Raw genomic sequence first — 16,191 nt, forward strand, 5'->3', positions numbered from 1 at the left:
CGCCCTCAGCATGTCATCGTCACGATGACATCGCGTCCAGTGACTCCGGCAGCACCTGCCCGCCGTCCACGGCGATGGCCTGTCCGGTGACGTACGCCGCCTCGTCGGTGGCCAGGAACAGGCAGACGTTGGCGATGTCGTCGACGGTGCCGAGCTTCCCGGCGGGGATCGAGGCCGCCATCGAGCGCTGGTAGTCCTCGCCCAGCTCGACCAGCCCCTCGGTGAGGATGTTGCCCGGCAGTACGGCGTTCACCGTGATGGCCCTGCGCGCCAGCTCGACGGCCGCGGTGCGCATGAAGCCGAGCTGCCCGGCCTTGCTGGCGCCGTAGTGGGCCCAGCCGGGGAAGCCGGTGATCGGGCCCGTGATCGACGACGTCAGGATCACCCGGCCGTGGCCCGACTCCTCCAGGTGCGGCAGGCACGAGATGACCGAGAGCATGGTGCCCTTCAGGTTGGTGCCGAGCACCTGGTCGATGTCGGCGGCGGACATCTCGGAGAGACTCACGTCCGGGAAGATCCCGGCGTTGGCGCAGAGGACGTCGATGCCGCCGTGGCGCTCGACCGCCGCGGCGGCCATCGCGGCACACGCGTCCGGGTCGGCGACGTCGGCGGCGAACGCCGAGGCACCGCCCCCGAGCTCCTCGGCCGTCGCGCTCGCCGTGGCGCCGTCCCGGCCGACGACCAGCACGTGGGCGCCGGCCCGCACGAAACCCGCCGCGATCCCCTTGCCGATGCCCTTGCTGGCGCCGGTGACGACCACCGACCGCCCCTCGAGCGATGTGAACATCCGATCCTCCTTGGTCACGCGTCAGGTGTGGCTGGACAGGTAGTCCTCGGCCAGGTCCGCCGTCCCGGTGGCGTACGTCGGGGCGAGCTCCCGGGCGACGTCGACGTCGGCGTGCGACCCGATCCAGGCGAGCAGGAGCAGCCGTCGGAACATCACGAACGTCGCGAGCTCGGCCTCGTCGTCCGCCGACAGCGAGGCGACCCGACGGTAGCCCTCGACCCACTGCTCGGTCGCCGCCGGGACGTCGGGGTGGTCCTCCACGAAGCTCACGGCCGCGCCGAAGTCGTAGCCGAACCAGCCGAAGCCGCAGTCGTCGAAGTCGATCACGGCGGTCGGCGACCCGGGCCGAGCCAGCAGGTTGGCCAGCCGCAGGTCGGCGTGGATGAGCCCCCAGCGATCGGGGCCCCGGCCGTAGGCCGCGAGACGGTCGCGCAGCGTGGCGTCCAGACGGGCGAGCACCGGCTTCGTCGCCGCGTCAACGCCCGGCGCGTCCTGCCAGCGACCCCAGCGGGCGACCGCGCCGAGCGCCTCGTCGTAGCCCCAGGCGAAGCGGGTGAACCCGACCGGCGGCTGCCAGTCGCGTGCGTGCAGGTGGAGCCGCGCGGTCAGCTCGCCCAGCTCGGCGAACCCGTCCACCATCGAGCTCTCGTCGGGCGCCTCACCGGGCAGCCACTCGAACATCACCACCGAGCGAGGTGGCGTGGCGCCGTCGGGGTCGGCGACGGTCGTCTCGCGGTCGCCGTGACGCGCCCTCCTGACCTCGGGCGTCGTGACCACGCCGGCGGACCGCACGGCGTCGATCCATGCCAGCTCCGACCTGATCGCGCCCTCCGGGTGGTAGTCCAACCGGTGCACCCGCAACGCGGCCACCGTCTGCCCGTCGGGACCGCGCACTGCGTACGTCGCGTTCTCCGACCGGTTGACGAGCTCGGCGCTCGCGCCCTCCGGAAGGTCGTACGACGCGAGCGCCGCCTGGGCGATCCGGTCGAGCGCGGCGCGTTCGGTCACGGGAGGATCATCGCCCCTCGATGGTCCCGAGCACCCTGTCGATCGCCGCGAGTGCCGTCGAGATCGAGTCCGACTCGCCCGCGAGGTAGAGACGCCCGGCCGCGCCGATCATCGAGACATCGACCAGGGTCAGGTCCGGCGCGGCCTTCTCGGCCTCGTTCGCGGCCACCGCCGCGAAGAGCGCGGGGGTCATCTCGCACACGAGGAGAGTCTGGCCGGGCATCACCATCGAGGCCTGGCGGGTGCGGTTGACGATGATCGCGTGCTGGTCGGAGAGGTCCTCGATCACGTCGCGGTAGAGCACCTGGGGCCGGAGCTGGTCGCCCGCCCGGGCACCGATCCCGCGCAGGATCGCCTCGCCGGCACGCTCGACGTCCGCGGCCTCGGCCGAGTGCACCTCGAGCACGCCGAACTGGCGCTCGACGAACAAGATGCCCGGGTCGACGTCGGGCACGGCCTTCAGCGCGAGGTCGGTGACCCGCTCGATCGCGAGCCCCGGCGCCACCTCGACGATCAACGCGTGCTGACCGGCGTACGGCGGGTACCCGCGGGCGCGCGTCGGCGTCCCGAGGTACGCCGCGAACTGCGGCTGGAGGTCCCGGATCGGTAGGTAGACCCGCAGGTCGACCCCCGCTCCGGCCGCGTCGGGTGCCCCGACGGGGCGGGAGGCACCCGCGGACTCGGTCTGGGCGTGCGCCACGGTCAGTCGGAGGCGATCGTGAAGTGCCTGCCGACCTCGACGTGCGGCCGCGGGATGACGTGGACGGAGACCAGCTCGCCCACCGAGCCCGCCGCCTCGGAGCCGGCCTCGGTCGCGGCCTTGACCGCCCCGACGTCGCCCACGATGGTCACCGCGACGAGGCCGTCGCCGACCTCCTCGCGACCCAGGATGGTCACGTTGGCGGCCTTGACCATCGCGTCCGCGGCGGCGAGCGCCGCGACGTAGCCCTTGGTCTCGATCATGCCGATGGCGTTGTTGGCCACGGTTCTCTCCTCTTCGTTGATCACTCGCCCTGACCGGGACGCGCCGGGTCGGGGTCTGGGGTGGGGCTGGCTGGCACGGGGGAGCTCTGGGGGTCGACCGAGCCGATGATGAGCGCGTCGACGGGCGGGTGGCTCTCGCCGAACCACGCCGACGCCACGCTGCCCTGGACGACCAGGACCTCCTCGCCGACTCCGCTGCCGAGCACGTCGAAGGCGACGAACGGCGAGCCGGGGCCGTCGGGGCCGCCGGCACGCACCTCCAGGAAGGCACCGTTCGGGATCTCGCTCAACCGGCGGGTCGCCCACACGGTTCCGGTCACGGTGGCGCGGATCATCGCCTCTCCCTTCCCTCTGCTGATGACGGGGCTCGATGGATCGCGACCCCGAGTGCGCGGGCCCGGTCCCGGGCCAGCGGGGTGAGGACGGCTCGGGGGCCGACGCGCAGCGGGCGCTGCTCGCGGGCGGCGCGCTGCACGATGCGCTCGGTGACCGCGCCCCGCTCGACCTCGATCGGTCCGGCGGCCTCGCCGGTCTCGCCGGCCGGGGCGGGCTCGTCGGCGGCCAGGCGGAAGCGGATCCGCCCGGCGCGCAGGTCGGCGACGCGCGCGGGGTCCTCGGCCAGGTTGACGACCTGGGTGACCAGGTCGGCGAGGTCGCGGTCGTCGCGCACCCGCACCCGGCGTACGTCGTCCCCGGACACCGGCTCCGGCGACCGGGCAGGCTGGGCAGGCTGGGCAGGCTGGGCAGGCTGGGCAGGCTGGGGGGCACCGTCCTGCGGGAGCACCTCCCGCAGGACCTCGCGCACCATCCGGCGCAGCGCCTCGGCGTCGCTCATCGCCCGGTCCCGGCGGATCGGGCGGTCGCCGTGAGGCTGGTCAGGGCGGCCTCGGCGGCGGTGGCTGCCTGGCGGACGTCGGCCTCCTGCCCGCTGAGGTAGACCCGGCCGGTGGCGCCGACCATCCGGTAGTCGACGACCTTGATGCCCGGACCGACCGCCTTCTCCGCCTCGTTGACCGCCAAGATCGCGTACGAGGCCGGCTGCATCTCCAGCACGAACACCGACTCGCCCGGCAGGGCCATCGAGCCGAGCTTGTTCCGGTTGACCAGGAACGCGTGCTGGCTGTCGACGCGGCTCATGATGGTGCTGGCCAGGATCTGCGGCGGCACGGCCGACGACGCATCCGCGTCGAGGTGCTCGAGCACCGCGCCCGCCGCCGCCCGCACCGCGGCGTTGGGCCCGTGGAACTCCAGGTACCCGAACTGCCGCTCGACGACCAGCATCCCGGCGCTGACGCGGGCGTGCTTGAGGGCGACGTCGGTGAGTGGCTCGATGTCGAGGCCGGGGGAGACCTCGACCACCTGCGCCGCGTCGCCGGCGCGCGGCAGCGAGCCACGGATCCAGGACCCGAGGTAGCACATCGTCTGCGGCTGGAGCCGGTCCAGGTGGATGAACCCGCGCAGCCTGGTCTCACTCGGCTCAGCCACGCCGGTCACCGCCGATCAGGTCGTGGAGCTCCTCGACGATGATCCGGCGCAGCTCCTCGCGCAGGTCGCCGTCGGCGTCGGTCGAGCAGGGTGCTTCGTCGGTCGAGCTCGTCGAGACCACCGCGCCCGGTTCGTGGCGGCGCCCCGTCTCGGCACGTGCGTTCGACGCCACCGGGTACGGCGGGACCAGACCCGGCGAGACGCGCCACGGCGTGAGCTCCGCGAAGTCGCCCATCGCCACCTGCGGGTCGGCGTTGTAGGCGAGCCGTACCCAGTTCAGCAGATGGTCTGGTCGCAGGTTCTCGCCCACCGACGACCCGCCGGCGTACCCCGTGCCGATCGTCATCGTCGGTGCGAGGTTCGTCGAGATGCCGGAGCCGCCGAGGCTGTTGCCGACGTTGACCGACACCCGGAGCACGTTGCAGGCGGCTCCGAAGGCGAGGACGGTCCCGGGGTCGGTGGAGTGCACGGCGGCCGAGTGACCGGCGCCGGAGATCCGCAGCACGGCGCGCGCGGCCTTGATCCCGGCCGCGACGCTGGGCACGCGCACCAGGCCCAGCAGCGGGGTCAGCTTCTCGCGGGCCAGCACCTCCTCGGGCACCACCTGGTCGAACTCGCCCACGAGCACCTTGGTGCTGTGCGGCACCTGGATGCCGGCCTGCTCGGCGAGCCAGGTCGCCGGGCGCCCGACCACGGCCGGGGTGAAGCGGTCGTGGGGGAAGACCAGCTCGCGCAGCCGCTGCGCCTGGTCGGCGTCGAGCAGGTACGCGCCGGCCGAGCGCAGCGCCCGGCCGAAGGCGTCCGCCACGGACTCCTCGACGATCACCACCGACTCGTTGGTGCACAGGCAGGAGTTGTCGAACGACTTGGAGTCCACGATCCGCTGTGCTGCTGCGCGGAGGTCGGCGGTCGCATCCACGAACGCCGGGACGTTGCCCGGCCCGACGCCGAGCGCGGGGTTGCCCGAGCGGTACGCCGCGCGGACCACGGCGTTGCCTCCGGTCGCCACGATGACGCTGGTCCGCTCGTCGGTCATCAGGGCGTCGATCAAGGGGATCGTCGGCTCCGTCACGACCTGGACGACGCCGGCCGGAGCGCCGGCGGCCTCGGCCGCGGCCGCGAGCGTGCGCGCCGCGTCGGCGCACACCCGCTTGGCCATCGGGTGCGGGCTCACCACGACCGCGTTGCGCGTCATCAGGCTGAGCAGCACCTTGAAGTAGACGGTGGCCACGGGGTTGGTCGACGGAGTCAGGGCGAGCACGACGCCCGCGGGTCGCGGGACCTCGACGATCTTGGCGTCCGGGTCGACCCGGGGGGTCACGAAGTCCGAGCCGGCGTAGTGGTCGAGCACGCCGCGGGAGCAGGCCTCGTTCTTCAGGCGCTTGTGCTCGACGACGCCGAACCCGGTCTCGGCGACGGCCCGCTCGGCGTACTCCTGCGCATGCTGGACGGCGGCCACGGCGACGGCCTCGAGGATGCGGTCGACGGCCGCCTTGTCGAGCGTGCGGAAGGCCCGCGAGGCCCATTCGGCCCGCTCCAGCATCGCTCGCGCCTGGGGTACGTCGGTGGGCTCGGGCTCCAGCTCGGCCCAGGTCGGGCCGGGCGCTCCGAGCGCGGTGGTCTCGCTCATGGGGTGCGGCTCGTCGGGGTGCTGGTCATGCCGCACGCGCCGCGGCGTCGGTGCGGGCACGGCCGATCGCGACCGCCACCCGGTCGAGCAGCTCCTCGGCGAGGTCGGGGTTCAGCAGGAGCCCGGGCTTGAACTGAAGCACCCGTGGGTCGAGCGTGGAGAAGATCGCCCAGACGCCGTGCTCGTAGAGGTGGCGGCTGACGATCATCGCGCCGCGTGGGTGGTCGAACTCCAGGCCGATCACCAGGCCGTCCTGGCGGATGCCGCCGAACCACCCCGGGTTGTCGTCGCGGATCTGGAGCAGCCCCTCGCGGAGCAGCTCGGCGAGGTAGTGGACCATCGACCGGGTCTCGGGGCGGTTGCAGATCTCCAGGGTCTTCATGGCCGCGATGCAGCCGACCTCGGCGCCGCCGAAGGTCGACATGTGGGCGAACCCGTCCTCGGTGAGCCAGCCCGCGCACCGCTCGCTGACCAGGACCGCGGCGATCGGGTACATCCCGCCGGACAGCCCCTTGCCGGTGACCAGGATGTCCGGCTCGATGCCGTGCTTGGTGATGCACCAGAGCTCGCCGGTGCGCATCAGACCGGTCTGCACCTCGTCGGCGACGTAGAGCGCGTCGTAGCGCTCGCAGAGCCGCTTGACCGCCTCGAGGTAGCCCGGGTCCGGCAGCGGGAAGCCGTACGTCGCCGGGATCGACTCCATCAGCACGGCCGCGACGTCGCGCGCGCGCAACGCCTCCTCCATGGCCTCCAGGTCGTTGAAGGGCACCTGGGCGACCTCGTCGGGGCGGTCGGCCAGGAAGAGCTTGGCGAAGCGGTCGTCCCCGGCGGTGACGGCCAGTCCGGTGTGACCGTGGTAGGCCTTCACGATCGAGACGATCCTGCGCTTGCCGGTCGCGTGGCGGGCGGTCTTGATCGCGATGTCGATCGCCTCTCCGCCGCCGCTGGCGTAGATGACCTTGGTGAGGCCCGCCGGCGCCGAGGCGATGAGGGCCTCCGCGAGCGCCGTCCGGGCGAGCGAGGGGAAGTGGTGGTTGCCGATGTCGAAGCGGTGCATCGCCTGGGCGACGGCGGCGACGACCTCGCGGTTGCGGTGCCCGACGTTGTAGGTGCCGCCGTTGAGGTGGGCGTCGATCAGGCGGCGTCCGGACATGTCCCACAGCAGGTAGCCCTCGCGCCGGTCGATGACCAGCGGCGTGCCGGAGTCGATCCAGAACTGGGTCTTGCCGGGGTTCCAGAACTCGCGGGCCTTGTCGAGGACCTCCTGCTTGTCCTCGAAGGAGAAGGGACCGTAGTCGGTCATCGCGTCCCCTCCGTCCGCATGCCTGCGCTCGACTGGCCCGGATCGACCAAGATTGGTTCGACCTCATTGCATACCTTTGCGAGGAATGGTGTCAATGGTCTGTTCCCGAACAAACCTGAAACAATCAATTTCGAGCCGAAGCCTTGTGCGTGCTCGCCCGCCGGTGCGAGTCTCATGCCGCTCGGGTGACCTAGACACACCTGCTCCGAACGAAGGCGGGCCACGCATGACGAGCCAAGAGATGACGGGCAGCGAGTTCGTCGAGGTACCGGTCGACGCCGGCCACAAGCTCAAGACCGGGGCCATCGGCATGGTCGCGGTCCTGTTCATGGCGACCGCCAACGCCGCGCCGATCACGGCGATGAGCGCCAACACCCCGATCGCGGTGGGCTACGGCAACGGCCTGGCCGCCCCGGGGGGCTTCCTGTTCGCCACGATCGTGCTCACCCTCTTCGCCGTCGGCTTCGTGTCGATGGCCCGGCACGTCACGACCACCGGCGCCTTCTACGGCTTCATCTCCCAGGGCCTCGGCCAGGTGTGGGGGATGGCGGCCGGGCTCGTGGCCACCCTGGCGTACGTCGTGTTCGAGGGCTCGCTGATCGGCGTCTTCGCCTACTTCACGCAGTCGACGCTCGACTCGTGGTTCAGCGTCAAGCCGAACTGGTTCCTCATCGCCGTGGTCGGGATCGTGCTGATCGCGCTGTTCGGTCACTACGACATCAACATCGCCGCCGCGTTCCTCGGCGTCTGCCTGGTGTGCGAGGTGCTGCTCCTGGCCGCGATGGCCTTCACGGTGCTGTTCAAGGGCGGCGGTCACGACGGCCTCATGGGCAGCTCGATCAACCCGGTCAACGCGTTCAAGTCGATGTCCTCCGGGGGCAACCTTCCGGGCTCGTCCGCGTCCCTCGGTGTCTCCGGGGTCGCGGCGGGGTCCGCGGCCATCGGCGTGTTCTTCGCCTTCTGGTCCTGGGTCGGCTTCGAGACCACCGCGGTGTACGGCGAGGAGTCGCGCGACCCGAAGCGGATCGTGCCCAGGGCCACGATGATCGCGGTCGTCGGGCTCGGGCTCTTCTACACGTTCGTGTCCTGGATGGCGGTGTCCGGCACCGGCGCCAAGCAGTCCATCGCCACCTCGGCGGGCTCCAACCCGGTCGACCTGATGAAGGGCACCTTCGACCAGTACCTCGGCCACCCCTCGACGTACGTGTTCGACTTCCTGATCGTGACCGGGTCGTTCGCCTGCGCCCTGGCCTTCCACAACGCGGCCTCGCGCTACATCTACGCCATCGGCCGCGAGATCCCCTCGACGCAGAACACCCTGGGTGCGACGCACGCGCACCATGGGTCGCCGCACATCGCCTCGGCCATCCAGTCGGGGATCACCCTCGTGATCACGATCCTCTTCTGGCTCAAGATGGGCAACGACGTGGTCCAGGCCGCGTACGTCTACGAGTACGGCCTGCTGGCGGTCCTCGGCACCATGGCGATCCTGCTGGTGCAGGCGCTCTGCTCGGTCGCGGTGATCTGGTACTTCCAGGTCAAGCGCGTCCACCCCGGCAACATCGTGACCACCGGTGTGATCCCCGCGCTCGGGGCGATCGGCATGCTGTACGTCTGCTACCTGCTGTTCAGCAACCTCTCCTTCGCGGGAGGTGCCGCTTCGGGCTCGCTGCTCTACAAGTTGATCCCCTACATCGTCGGCGCGACCTTCCTGATCGGCCTGGCCTTCATGCTCTGGCTCAGGGCCCGTGATCCCGAGCAGTACCAGCGGATCGGGCGCACGGTCCTGGAGGACGCCCACGAGCGGGCCTGACCGATGCGAGCCAAGGTGTGACCCCAGCCGTCTCCTACCAGCCTGACCCGGACGCCGATCCGGCCGGGCTGACCTACACCTTCGGCGGCGTGGAGCCGGTCGCCTCCCTGGCGCCCGGCTCCGCCCTGTCCACGTGGACGTTCGACTGCTTCGGCGGCGCGGTCCGGTCGGCGTCCGACGTCGTCTCGGAGGTCTGCGACCCGAGGTACCTCAACCCGCAGACCGGCCCCTTCTTCGTCGACGGCGCCGCGCCGGGCGACACGCTGGCGGTGCACTTCGTCTCGATCGAGCCGCGCCAGGCCTTCGGCATCTCGGCGAACATCCCGCGGTTCGGCTCGCTGGTCGCCACCCCCACCACGGCCATGCTCAACGCGCCCCTCGACGAGCGGACCTGGTGGTACGAGCTGGACCTGGACGCCCGTCTGGTGCGGTACGCCGCGCTCGACTCGCCGTTCACCCTCGAGCTGCCCCTGGACCCCATGCACGGCACCGTCGGCGTTGCGCCGCCGCTCGGGGAGGCCAGGTCGTCACTCACGCCGGGCTCGTGGGGCGGCAACATGGACACCCCCGAGATGCGCGCCGGCGTGACCTGCTACCTCGGCGTGAACGTCGAGGGCGCGATGTTCAGCCTCGGCGACGGCCACGCCCGGCAGGGCGAGGGGGAGACCTGCGGGGTCGCGGTCGAGACGGCCATGGACACCGTCGTCATCGTCGACGTGGTCAAGGGCGTCTACACCGACTGGCCCCGCGTCGAGTCCGACACCCACCTGATCTCGACCGGCTCGACGAAGCCGCTCGAGGACGCCTTCCGGATCGCCCACGCCGACATGACCGGCTGGGTGGGCGCGGAGCTGGGCCTGTCGCCGCTGGACGCCTACCAGCTGGTGACCCAGGTGGTGGAGTCGCCGGTCGCCAACGTCGTGGACACCGTCTACACGATGACCGCGAAGGTCGCCAAGCGATACCTCCCCGGCGTCGCGGCGTACGCCGGCATCCACGGCCGGCTGCGCGCCCAGGCCGCGGCACTCACCTCGCCGGTCGAGCCCCTCGGGACCACGGAGCGCGCATGAGGCCGACCCTCGAGCTCGCCGAGCAGATGACGCAGGCCGCCTGCGCGGCAGCGGCGGGAGCCGGCTGTCTGGTCTCCGCAGCGGTCGTCGATGCGGGCGGTCACCTGGTCGCCTTCCGGCGGATGGACGGCGCGGAGTTCGCGGGTGCCACGATCGCGGTCGACAAGGCCTATACCGCCGCTGGCAACCGGATCGCGACCCTCGACCTGCGCGAGCAGGTGGCGCCTGGCGGTGACCTGGCCGGCTACTACGCGGCGTCCGGCGGCCGGTTCATCGCGTTCGGCGGCGGCGTCCCCCTGTGGTACGACGGGCTGGTGGTCGGCGCCGTGGGAGTCAGCGGAGCCAGCGGGGAGCAGGACCACGCGTTCGCCGGCACCGGCGCGGCACTCTGGGAAGAGGCGGCAGGCGAGCTCGATGGGTGAGGCCCAGGGTCCGAGACCTCGCCCGATCGGCCGAGTGCGCTTCATGGACGCCCAGCGGGTGAACCTCGACGGCTTCGCCGCCGAGAACACCGACCTCGGGATGGTCGCCTACGACTCACCGGCCGACCCGGCGCCGTCGCTCGTGCTGCGCGAGGGACGGGTCGTGGAGATGGACGGGCGGGCCGAGGCCGACTTCGACAGCATCGACGAGTTCGTCGCGCGCCACGGGCTCGACCTCGACGTCGCCGAGGAGGCGATGGCGGTCGACGACCTGACCTACGCGCGGATGCTGGTCGACCCGGCGGTGCCGCGCGCGGAGCTGGTGCGGCTGGCGGCCGGGATGACGCCGGCCAAGCTGGCGGCGCCGTTGGCCCTGCTGCGGCCGGTCGAGCTGATGGTCGCGATGACCAAGGTGCGTGCACGCCGTACCCCGAGCAACCAGGCCCACGTGACGAACCGCCTCGACGACCCGCTGCTGCTGGCGGCCGACGCCGCCACGGCTGCGGCGTTCGGATTCCGCGAGCTCGAGACGACCGTGCCGGTCCTCAACGACGCACCGTCGAACGCGCTCGCCGTCACCCTGGGCTCGGTGGTCGGGGCGGCCGGAGTGCTCGTGCAGTGCTCGGTGGAGGAGGCGCTCGAGCTCGAGCTGGGGATGCGCGGCTTCGTCTCCTACGCCGAGACCGTGTCGCTCTACGGCACCCACGAGGTCTTCGTCGACGGCGACGACACCCCGTGGTCGAAGGCCCTGCTGGCCTCGGCGTACGCCTCCCGCGGAGTGAAGATGCGGGTGACGTCCGGCGGCGGGGCCGAGGCGCTGATGGGCGGGGCCCAGGGGCACTCGATGTTCTACCTCGAGGCCCGCTGCGTCGCCCTGGCCCGGGCGATCGGCGCGCAAGGCGTGCAGAACGGCGGCATCGACTCGGCGTCGGTCGCGGCCTCCGTGCCCAAGGGCGTGCGGTCGCTGACCGCCGAGAACCTCATGGTGATGCTGCGCAACCTGGAGTCCTGCTCGGGCAACGACGCGCTGATGAGCGAGTCCGACATGCGTCGCACGGCGCGCACCCTCCCGACGCTGCTGGCCGGCTCGGACTTCATCTGCTCGGGCTTCGGCTCGATCCAGCGGTTCGACAACATGTTCGGTCCCAGCAACCTCAACGCCGAGGACATCGACGACTACCTCGCCATCCAGCGCGACTGGGGTGTCGACGGGGGGCTGCGCACCGCCGACGCCGACGACCTGGAGCGGATCCGCCGCCGCGCGGCGCAGGTGGCCCGCGACGTGTACGCGTGGTTCGGTCTGGCGGACTTCGGCGACGAGCAGGTCGAGCTCGCCGTCGACGCGGCCGGCTCCAAGGACCTCGGGACGACCGACACGCTCGCCGTACTCAACGCCGCGCTCACCATCAAGACCTCGGGCATGACCGGGCTCGACGTGGTCTCGGCGCTGGAGCAGTGCGGCTACCCCGACGAGGCGCGGCGGCTGCTCGACATGCTGGCGGCCCGGGTGAGCGGCGACTACCTCCAGACCGCGGCGATCTTCGACGAGTCGATGAACGTGCTCTCGCTGGTGACCGACCCCAACGACTACCTCGGCCCGGGCACCGGCTACGACCCCACCCCGGAGCGCCAAGCCGAGATCGACGCGATCCGGCAGGAGCGGTCGGTCGACGACCTGCGACGCGCGCAGGACGACCCAGCGGAGTTCGCGAGGTTCTCGGTCGTGGAGGAGGCCACGGTCGGGACCCACGCCGGCGAGGTGGTGGTCGGGCTCTCGCCGGCCGTCGGCCGGGCCATCAGTCGGACGCTGTCGGGGCTGTCGGTCTCCGAGGCGCTCGCCGAGATCCTGGCGGGCCTGGAGGAGGAGGGCTGCACCGCGCGGCTCGTACGGGTCAACGACTCGATCGACCTCGGCTCGATCGGGCTCAAGGCGGCGCGGCTCGCGGGGTCGGGCATCGGGATCGGCCTCCAGGCCAAGGGCACGGCGCTGATCCACCGACGCGACCTCCCGCCCCTGGCCAACCTGGAGCTCTACAGCGTCGCCCCGACGATCGGGCGTGCCGACTATCGCCTCCTCGGCGTCAATGCCGGGCGCCACGCGAAGGGCGCCACTCCCGACCCGGCCCGCAACCCCTACTCCGACGAGGCGATCGAGGCGCGCTACCACACGCGCGTCGTCGCCCTGGTCGCCATCGAGCGGACTCTCGCCACGGGCGCTCCGCCCGAGGAGCTCGCCTGGAAGGGGGAGCGATGAGCCCCGAGCCGCGCCGGGCCTGGTCCGGCCGGGACTCCTCCGAGCTGACCGTCGAGGGTGTCGTCGAGGGACGGCTGGGTCCCGACGACATCCGGATCAGCCCCGACACCTTGCGCCACCAGGCCGACGTGGCCCGTGCTCACGGCAACCCCCAGCTGGCGGCGAACTTCGAGCGCGCCGCCGAGCTCGCGGCGTTCGACGAGGCGGACGTGCTGGCGCTCTACGAGCTGCTCCGACCAGGACGCGCGACCGGAGCCGAGCTGAGAGCGCGAGCCGACGCGCTCGACGCGCGGTCGGCGCCGATCTGCGCGGCGTTCGTGCGCGAGGCCGCCACGGTCTACGAGCGGACCGGCCTGACCGCGTGAGCCCCCCGTGAGGCTGGTCGCCGGGATCGACATCGGGAACGCGACCACCGAGATCGTCCTGGCCCGCGTCGTCGCCGGGGCACTGAGCCCGGTGCTCGCCCACCAGGTGCCTACCCGCGGGGCGAAGGGGTCGGCGACATCGGTCACCGCGGCCGTCGCGTTGGTCCGGCGGATGAGTGAGCAGGCGGGTCAGGCACCGGCTCGCGCCGCCGTCTCGCTGCTGACGCCGGTGCAGACCGGGGTGGTCAGCGGCCTGGTCGCGGGAGCAGGGACCGGCCGGCTGGGCGTCGTACCCCTGGTAGGACGGACGCTGGTGCGGGCGGGGGCCGCCGTCGGCCGCGGGGTCTGGCTCGACCAGCTGGGCTCGGCGTCCGGGCCGCTGGTGGCCCTGGTGCCGAGCGGGACCGGGTACGCCGCCGCGGCCCGCACGCTCAACGAGACGTCGGCCCAGGTCGTCGCGGTCGCGCTGGCCGACGACGAGGCGGTGCTGGTGGGGAACCGGCTCGAGCGCCGCGTGCCCGTCCTCGACCAGGTGCCGGTCGAGCGGCTGGCGACGGCCACCGCCGTCGCTCTCGAGGTCGCGTCGCCGGGAGGCGTGCTCGCGCGCCTCGTCGACCCGCTGTGGCTGACCTCCGAGCTGGGACTCGACGACGGCGAGCGCACCGACGCGGCCCTGGCGGCGTCCCAGCTCTCCGGACAGTCCTCCGGCCTCGTGCTCCTCGAGGACGCCGCGGTCCCCGTCACCGGGCCCCCGGACGCCCTGCCGGCGGTGATCAGGACCGACGACGGCTGGCGCCTGGCCGATCCTGGAGTGCCGGTCGCCGACCTCGCGGTCGTCGACGTCACCGAGACGGCGTGGCCCCGACAGCCGGGGGAGCATCTCCTCGCCGCGGCGTACCTCGCGGGGGCCGAGACGTCGGTCGACCCCTCGGCGGAGCTGGCGGGGCGCCTCGGCATCCCGGTCGACCTGGCGCCGTCCGAGGCGGAGATGGCGGCGCTGGGTGCGGCGAGCACCCCGGGCGCCGAGTCCGATGCGGCGGTCCTGGACCTCGGCGCCGGCACCGCCGACCTCGTCACCGGCGGCTCCGGTGAGACCCGGGCGGGCTGCGGCGCGCTGCTCACGCTGGCCGTGGCCGAGGCGCTGGGGACGACGCGTGGAGCCGCGGAGTGGATCAAGCGCGGTCCGTGCGTGCGGGTCGAGGGACCGACGGTCCGCGTCACCGAGACGGGGGAGCGCTACCTCGACGACAGCACCGCGCCGGCCTCCGCGGTCGGCCGGCTCGCCGTACCCGGTCCGGCCGGGCTGCTCGGGTTCGGCGACCAGCTGCCCGCCGCCTCGTGGCGCGCGGCCCGTTGGTCGCTCAAGGAGGTCGTCCTCGGCCGGGCCCTGCGCGAGTCTGCCCTCTCCCTGCCCTCCACCCTGGTCGTCGTCGGCGGGCCGGCCGGTGACGACGAGGCCCTGACCGCGGTGTCGCGCCTGGTCCCGTCGGGCACGGTCGTCGGGCGAGGCGACGTCGCCGGCTGCCTCGGCCACCGCTACGCCGTCGCCTGGGGCCTGGCCCTCACCGCCTCCCTTCGCTGACTCGGCGCAAAGAAGCACCAAAAACACGCCGAGTCGTCCTATGCCGACTCGGCGAATGGGTCAGCGGTGGCCGGCCCAGGTACCGGCGCGGGTGGCGGCGGCGATGAGGTCGGCGAGGTCGGCGAGGCCGGTGAGGTCGGCGGGGTCGGCGAGGTCGGCCGTGAGTGGCCCCTCGGGGCGCGAGGCCTCCGGGTCGATGGACGACGTGGTGATCCGGATGTGGTCCGAGCCCGGTGGGGAGATCCAGAACGCGTCTCCGCTGGCGGCGCGCACCCCGGCGGCTGCGAGGTGCACGAGCGCGGCCCCCTGGTCGGCCACCGGGACCCACACGTTGATGCCGTCCCGCCCGGGTACGGCGACCCCGCGCGCCGCGAGTGCGTCGGCCATGGCGGCGGTCCGGGCGGCGTACGTCGTGCGAGCCCGCGCGACCAAGGTGCGCGCCGCGGGATCGGTGAGCAGGTCCAGCAGGATCGACTGCACCATCCGGCTGCTCCAGCCCTGCCCGAGGTAGCGCCGCTCGATGATCGGCCCGACGACGGCGGCAGGCCCGCCCACGGCGGCCAGCCGCAGGTCGGGTCCGTGGGTCTTGGAGAAGCTGCGCACCAGCACGGTCCGCTCGGGCAGGTAGGTGCCCAGGGAGACCGGCGGGCCGGACGGCGTACCCCCGGCGGAGTCGTCCTCGACCACCACCACGTCGCGTCCTTCGATGACGCAGCAGAGCTCGAGCGCCCGCTCCGCGGACAGCGAACGGCCGGAGGGGTTCTGGCCCCACGGCTGGAAGAACAGCACCTTCGCGCCGGCGTCCAGCGCGGCCCGGAGATCGGCGACCACCGGACCCGCGTCGTCGTAGCCGACGCCCAGGGGTACGGCGCCGGCCATCTCGAGCAGGTCCAGCAGCGGGGGGAAGCAGGGCTGCTCAACCGCGACCCGGTCGCCGAACCGCAGATGGGCGGCGACGAACTGGCTGTGTGCGTCCATGGCCCCGTCGACCACGGTGAGCGCCTCGACGGGGTTGGGCCAGGACTTCTCGATCAGCGATCGGAGGGCGGGCACGACCGGCTCCTCGAGGTAGGAGTGGGCGGTCTCGTCGCGGGGGATCCGCTGCATCGCGGCGTGCAGGTCGGGCAGCAGCCGAGGATCGGGCAGACCGGTGGAGAGGTCGACCCGGTAGCCGGCCTGGGCGTCGAGCGCGCGGCGGTAGCGCCGGGGACCGACCGACGCCTCGCGCACCCGCGTGCCGCGGCGGCCGTCGGTCTCGATGAGACCGGCCCGGGCCAGCTGCGACCAGGCGGCGCTGATGGTGGCCGGCGCGACCTGAAGGTCTCGGGCGACCCGGCGGATCGGCGGCAGCCGCTCCCCGGGACGGAGCACGCCGCGGTCGATGCCGGCCGAGAGGGCGAGCGCGATGCCCTTCGACGAGCGGTCGTCGACCGCCTCGACCAGCTCCTGCCACATGTTTTGTAACATAGCAATGAAAGCATTGCTCTA

Annotated in this window: 16 protein-coding genes; 6 read left to right on the forward strand and 10 right to left on the reverse strand. The window is 72.6% G+C overall.

Going from position 1 to position 16,191, the window contains the following annotated elements:
- Nucleotides 1-19 precede the first annotated feature (19 nt).
- From fabG to VHW64_RS11460, 9 genes are read right to left on the reverse strand one after another with little or no spacing between them, the layout of a single operon-like run.
- Complete coding sequence (fabG, locus tag VHW64_RS11420; protein ID WP_329650678.1) at nucleotides 20-787, reverse strand: 3-oxoacyl-ACP reductase FabG; 768 nt, start codon at nucleotides 785-787, stop codon at nucleotides 20-22.
- Between the two features lie 21 nt (nucleotides 788-808).
- Complete coding sequence (locus tag VHW64_RS11425; protein WP_329650679.1) at nucleotides 809-1,795, reverse strand: phosphotransferase enzyme family protein; 987 nt, start codon at nucleotides 1,793-1,795, stop codon at nucleotides 809-811.
- A gap of 7 nt (nucleotides 1,796-1,802) precedes the next feature.
- Nucleotides 1,803-2,495 (reverse strand): microcompartment protein, encoded by a 693-nt coding sequence (locus VHW64_RS11430; RefSeq protein WP_329650680.1) that lies wholly within the window; start codon nucleotides 2,493-2,495, stop codon nucleotides 1,803-1,805.
- Between the two features lie 2 nt (nucleotides 2,496-2,497).
- Nucleotides 2,498-2,758, reverse strand: a complete 261-nt coding sequence (locus VHW64_RS11435) for a BMC domain-containing protein (RefSeq protein ID WP_422656607.1) — start codon at nucleotides 2,756-2,758, stop codon at nucleotides 2,498-2,500.
- Nucleotides 2,759-2,799: 41 nt separating this feature from the next.
- Complete coding sequence (locus tag VHW64_RS11440; RefSeq protein ID WP_329650682.1) at nucleotides 2,800-3,114, reverse strand: EutN/CcmL family microcompartment protein; 315 nt, start codon at nucleotides 3,112-3,114, stop codon at nucleotides 2,800-2,802.
- Nucleotides 3,111-3,614, reverse strand: a complete 504-nt coding sequence (locus VHW64_RS11445) for a hypothetical protein (RefSeq protein ID WP_329650683.1) — start codon at nucleotides 3,612-3,614, stop codon at nucleotides 3,111-3,113. The genes VHW64_RS11440 and VHW64_RS11445 overlap by 4 nt, the downstream gene beginning before the upstream one ends.
- On the reverse strand, nucleotides 3,611-4,264 hold the full coding sequence (locus tag VHW64_RS11450) for a microcompartment protein (RefSeq protein ID WP_329650684.1): 654 nt from the start codon (nucleotides 4,262-4,264) through the stop codon (nucleotides 3,611-3,613). Before VHW64_RS11450 ends, VHW64_RS11445 begins: the two co-directional genes overlap by 4 nt.
- The gene (locus VHW64_RS11455; protein WP_329650685.1) at nucleotides 4,257-5,894 is read right to left on the reverse strand and encodes an aldehyde dehydrogenase family protein; all 1,638 of its coding nucleotides are present in this window, start codon (nucleotides 5,892-5,894) and stop codon (nucleotides 4,257-4,259) included. Before VHW64_RS11455 ends, VHW64_RS11450 begins: the two co-directional genes overlap by 8 nt.
- 25 nt (nucleotides 5,895-5,919) lie before the next feature.
- Nucleotides 5,920-7,197 (reverse strand): aspartate aminotransferase family protein, encoded by a 1,278-nt coding sequence (locus tag VHW64_RS11460; RefSeq protein WP_329650686.1) that lies wholly within the window; start codon nucleotides 7,195-7,197, stop codon nucleotides 5,920-5,922.
- Nucleotides 7,198-7,423: 226 nt separating this feature from the next.
- On the opposite strand from VHW64_RS11460, the gene VHW64_RS11465 reads away from it, so the two are divergent.
- The 6 genes from VHW64_RS11465 to VHW64_RS11490 are packed head-to-tail and all read left to right on the forward strand — an operon-like array spanning nucleotide 7,424 to nucleotide 14,703.
- Nucleotides 7,424-9,010 (forward strand): APC family permease, encoded by a 1,587-nt coding sequence (locus VHW64_RS11465; RefSeq protein WP_329650687.1) that lies wholly within the window; start codon nucleotides 7,424-7,426, stop codon nucleotides 9,008-9,010.
- Nucleotides 9,011-9,027: 17 nt separating this feature from the next.
- The gene (locus tag VHW64_RS11470; protein WP_329650688.1) at nucleotides 9,028-10,080 is read left to right on the forward strand and encodes an acetamidase/formamidase family protein; all 1,053 of its coding nucleotides are present in this window, start codon (nucleotides 9,028-9,030) and stop codon (nucleotides 10,078-10,080) included.
- Nucleotides 10,077-10,502, forward strand: a complete 426-nt coding sequence (locus tag VHW64_RS11475) for a heme-binding protein (RefSeq protein WP_329650689.1) — start codon at nucleotides 10,077-10,079, stop codon at nucleotides 10,500-10,502. The genes VHW64_RS11470 and VHW64_RS11475 overlap by 4 nt, the downstream gene beginning before the upstream one ends.
- Nucleotides 10,495-12,756 carry a propanediol/glycerol family dehydratase large subunit gene (locus tag VHW64_RS11480; RefSeq protein ID WP_329650690.1) on the forward strand — a complete coding sequence of 754 codons (2,262 nt, stop codon included), beginning with the start codon at nucleotides 10,495-10,497 and terminating at the stop codon, nucleotides 12,754-12,756. The genes VHW64_RS11475 and VHW64_RS11480 overlap by 8 nt, the downstream gene beginning before the upstream one ends.
- Nucleotides 12,753-13,121 (forward strand): diol dehydratase small subunit, encoded by a 369-nt coding sequence (locus VHW64_RS11485; RefSeq protein WP_329650691.1) that lies wholly within the window; start codon nucleotides 12,753-12,755, stop codon nucleotides 13,119-13,121. The genes VHW64_RS11480 and VHW64_RS11485 overlap by 4 nt, the downstream gene beginning before the upstream one ends.
- A gap of 7 nt (nucleotides 13,122-13,128) precedes the next feature.
- On the forward strand, nucleotides 13,129-14,703 hold the full coding sequence (locus tag VHW64_RS11490) for a diol dehydratase reactivase ATPase-like domain-containing protein (RefSeq protein ID WP_329650692.1): 1,575 nt from the start codon (nucleotides 13,129-13,131) through the stop codon (nucleotides 14,701-14,703).
- A gap of 60 nt (nucleotides 14,704-14,763) precedes the next feature.
- Here VHW64_RS11490 and VHW64_RS11495 read toward each other — a convergent pair whose 3' ends face one another.
- Nucleotides 14,764-16,158 (reverse strand): aminotransferase class I/II-fold pyridoxal phosphate-dependent enzyme, encoded by a 1,395-nt coding sequence (locus VHW64_RS11495; protein WP_329650693.1) that lies wholly within the window; start codon nucleotides 16,156-16,158, stop codon nucleotides 14,764-14,766.
- Between the last annotated feature and the right edge of the window lie 33 nt (nucleotides 16,159-16,191).

This window comes from Nocardioides sp., from assembly GCF_036267815.1.
Lineage (GTDB): Bacteria > Actinomycetota > Actinomycetes > Propionibacteriales > Nocardioidaceae > Nocardioides.

Coding starts and splice junctions, on each gene's coding strand:
- VHW64_RS11455 (WP_329650685.1), bottom strand. CDS start 5,894: ATGAGCGAGACCACCGCGCTCGGAGCGCCCGGCCCGACCTGGGCCGAG.
- VHW64_RS11485 (WP_329650691.1), top strand. CDS start 12,753: ATGAGCCCCGAGCCGCGCCGGGCCTGGTCCGGCCGGGACTCCTCCGAG.
- VHW64_RS11495 (WP_329650693.1), bottom strand. CDS start 16,158: ATGTGGCAGGAGCTGGTCGAGGCGGTCGACGACCGCTCGTCGAAGGGC.
- fabG (WP_329650678.1), bottom strand. CDS start 787: ATGTTCACATCGCTCGAGGGGCGGTCGGTGGTCGTCACCGGCGCCAGC.
- VHW64_RS11480 (WP_329650690.1), top strand. CDS start 10,495: ATGGGTGAGGCCCAGGGTCCGAGACCTCGCCCGATCGGCCGAGTGCGC.
- VHW64_RS11435 (WP_422656607.1), bottom strand. CDS start 2,758: ATGATCGAGACCAAGGGCTACGTCGCGGCGCTCGCCGCCGCGGACGCG.
- VHW64_RS11465 (WP_329650687.1), top strand. CDS start 7,424: ATGACGAGCCAAGAGATGACGGGCAGCGAGTTCGTCGAGGTACCGGTC.
- VHW64_RS11445 (WP_329650683.1), bottom strand. CDS start 3,614: ATGAGCGACGCCGAGGCGCTGCGCCGGATGGTGCGCGAGGTCCTGCGG.
- VHW64_RS11475 (WP_329650689.1), top strand. CDS start 10,077: ATGAGGCCGACCCTCGAGCTCGCCGAGCAGATGACGCAGGCCGCCTGC.
- VHW64_RS11440 (WP_329650682.1), bottom strand. CDS start 3,114: ATGATCCGCGCCACCGTGACCGGAACCGTGTGGGCGACCCGCCGGTTG.
- VHW64_RS11460 (WP_329650686.1), bottom strand. CDS start 7,197: ATGACCGACTACGGTCCCTTCTCCTTCGAGGACAAGCAGGAGGTCCTC.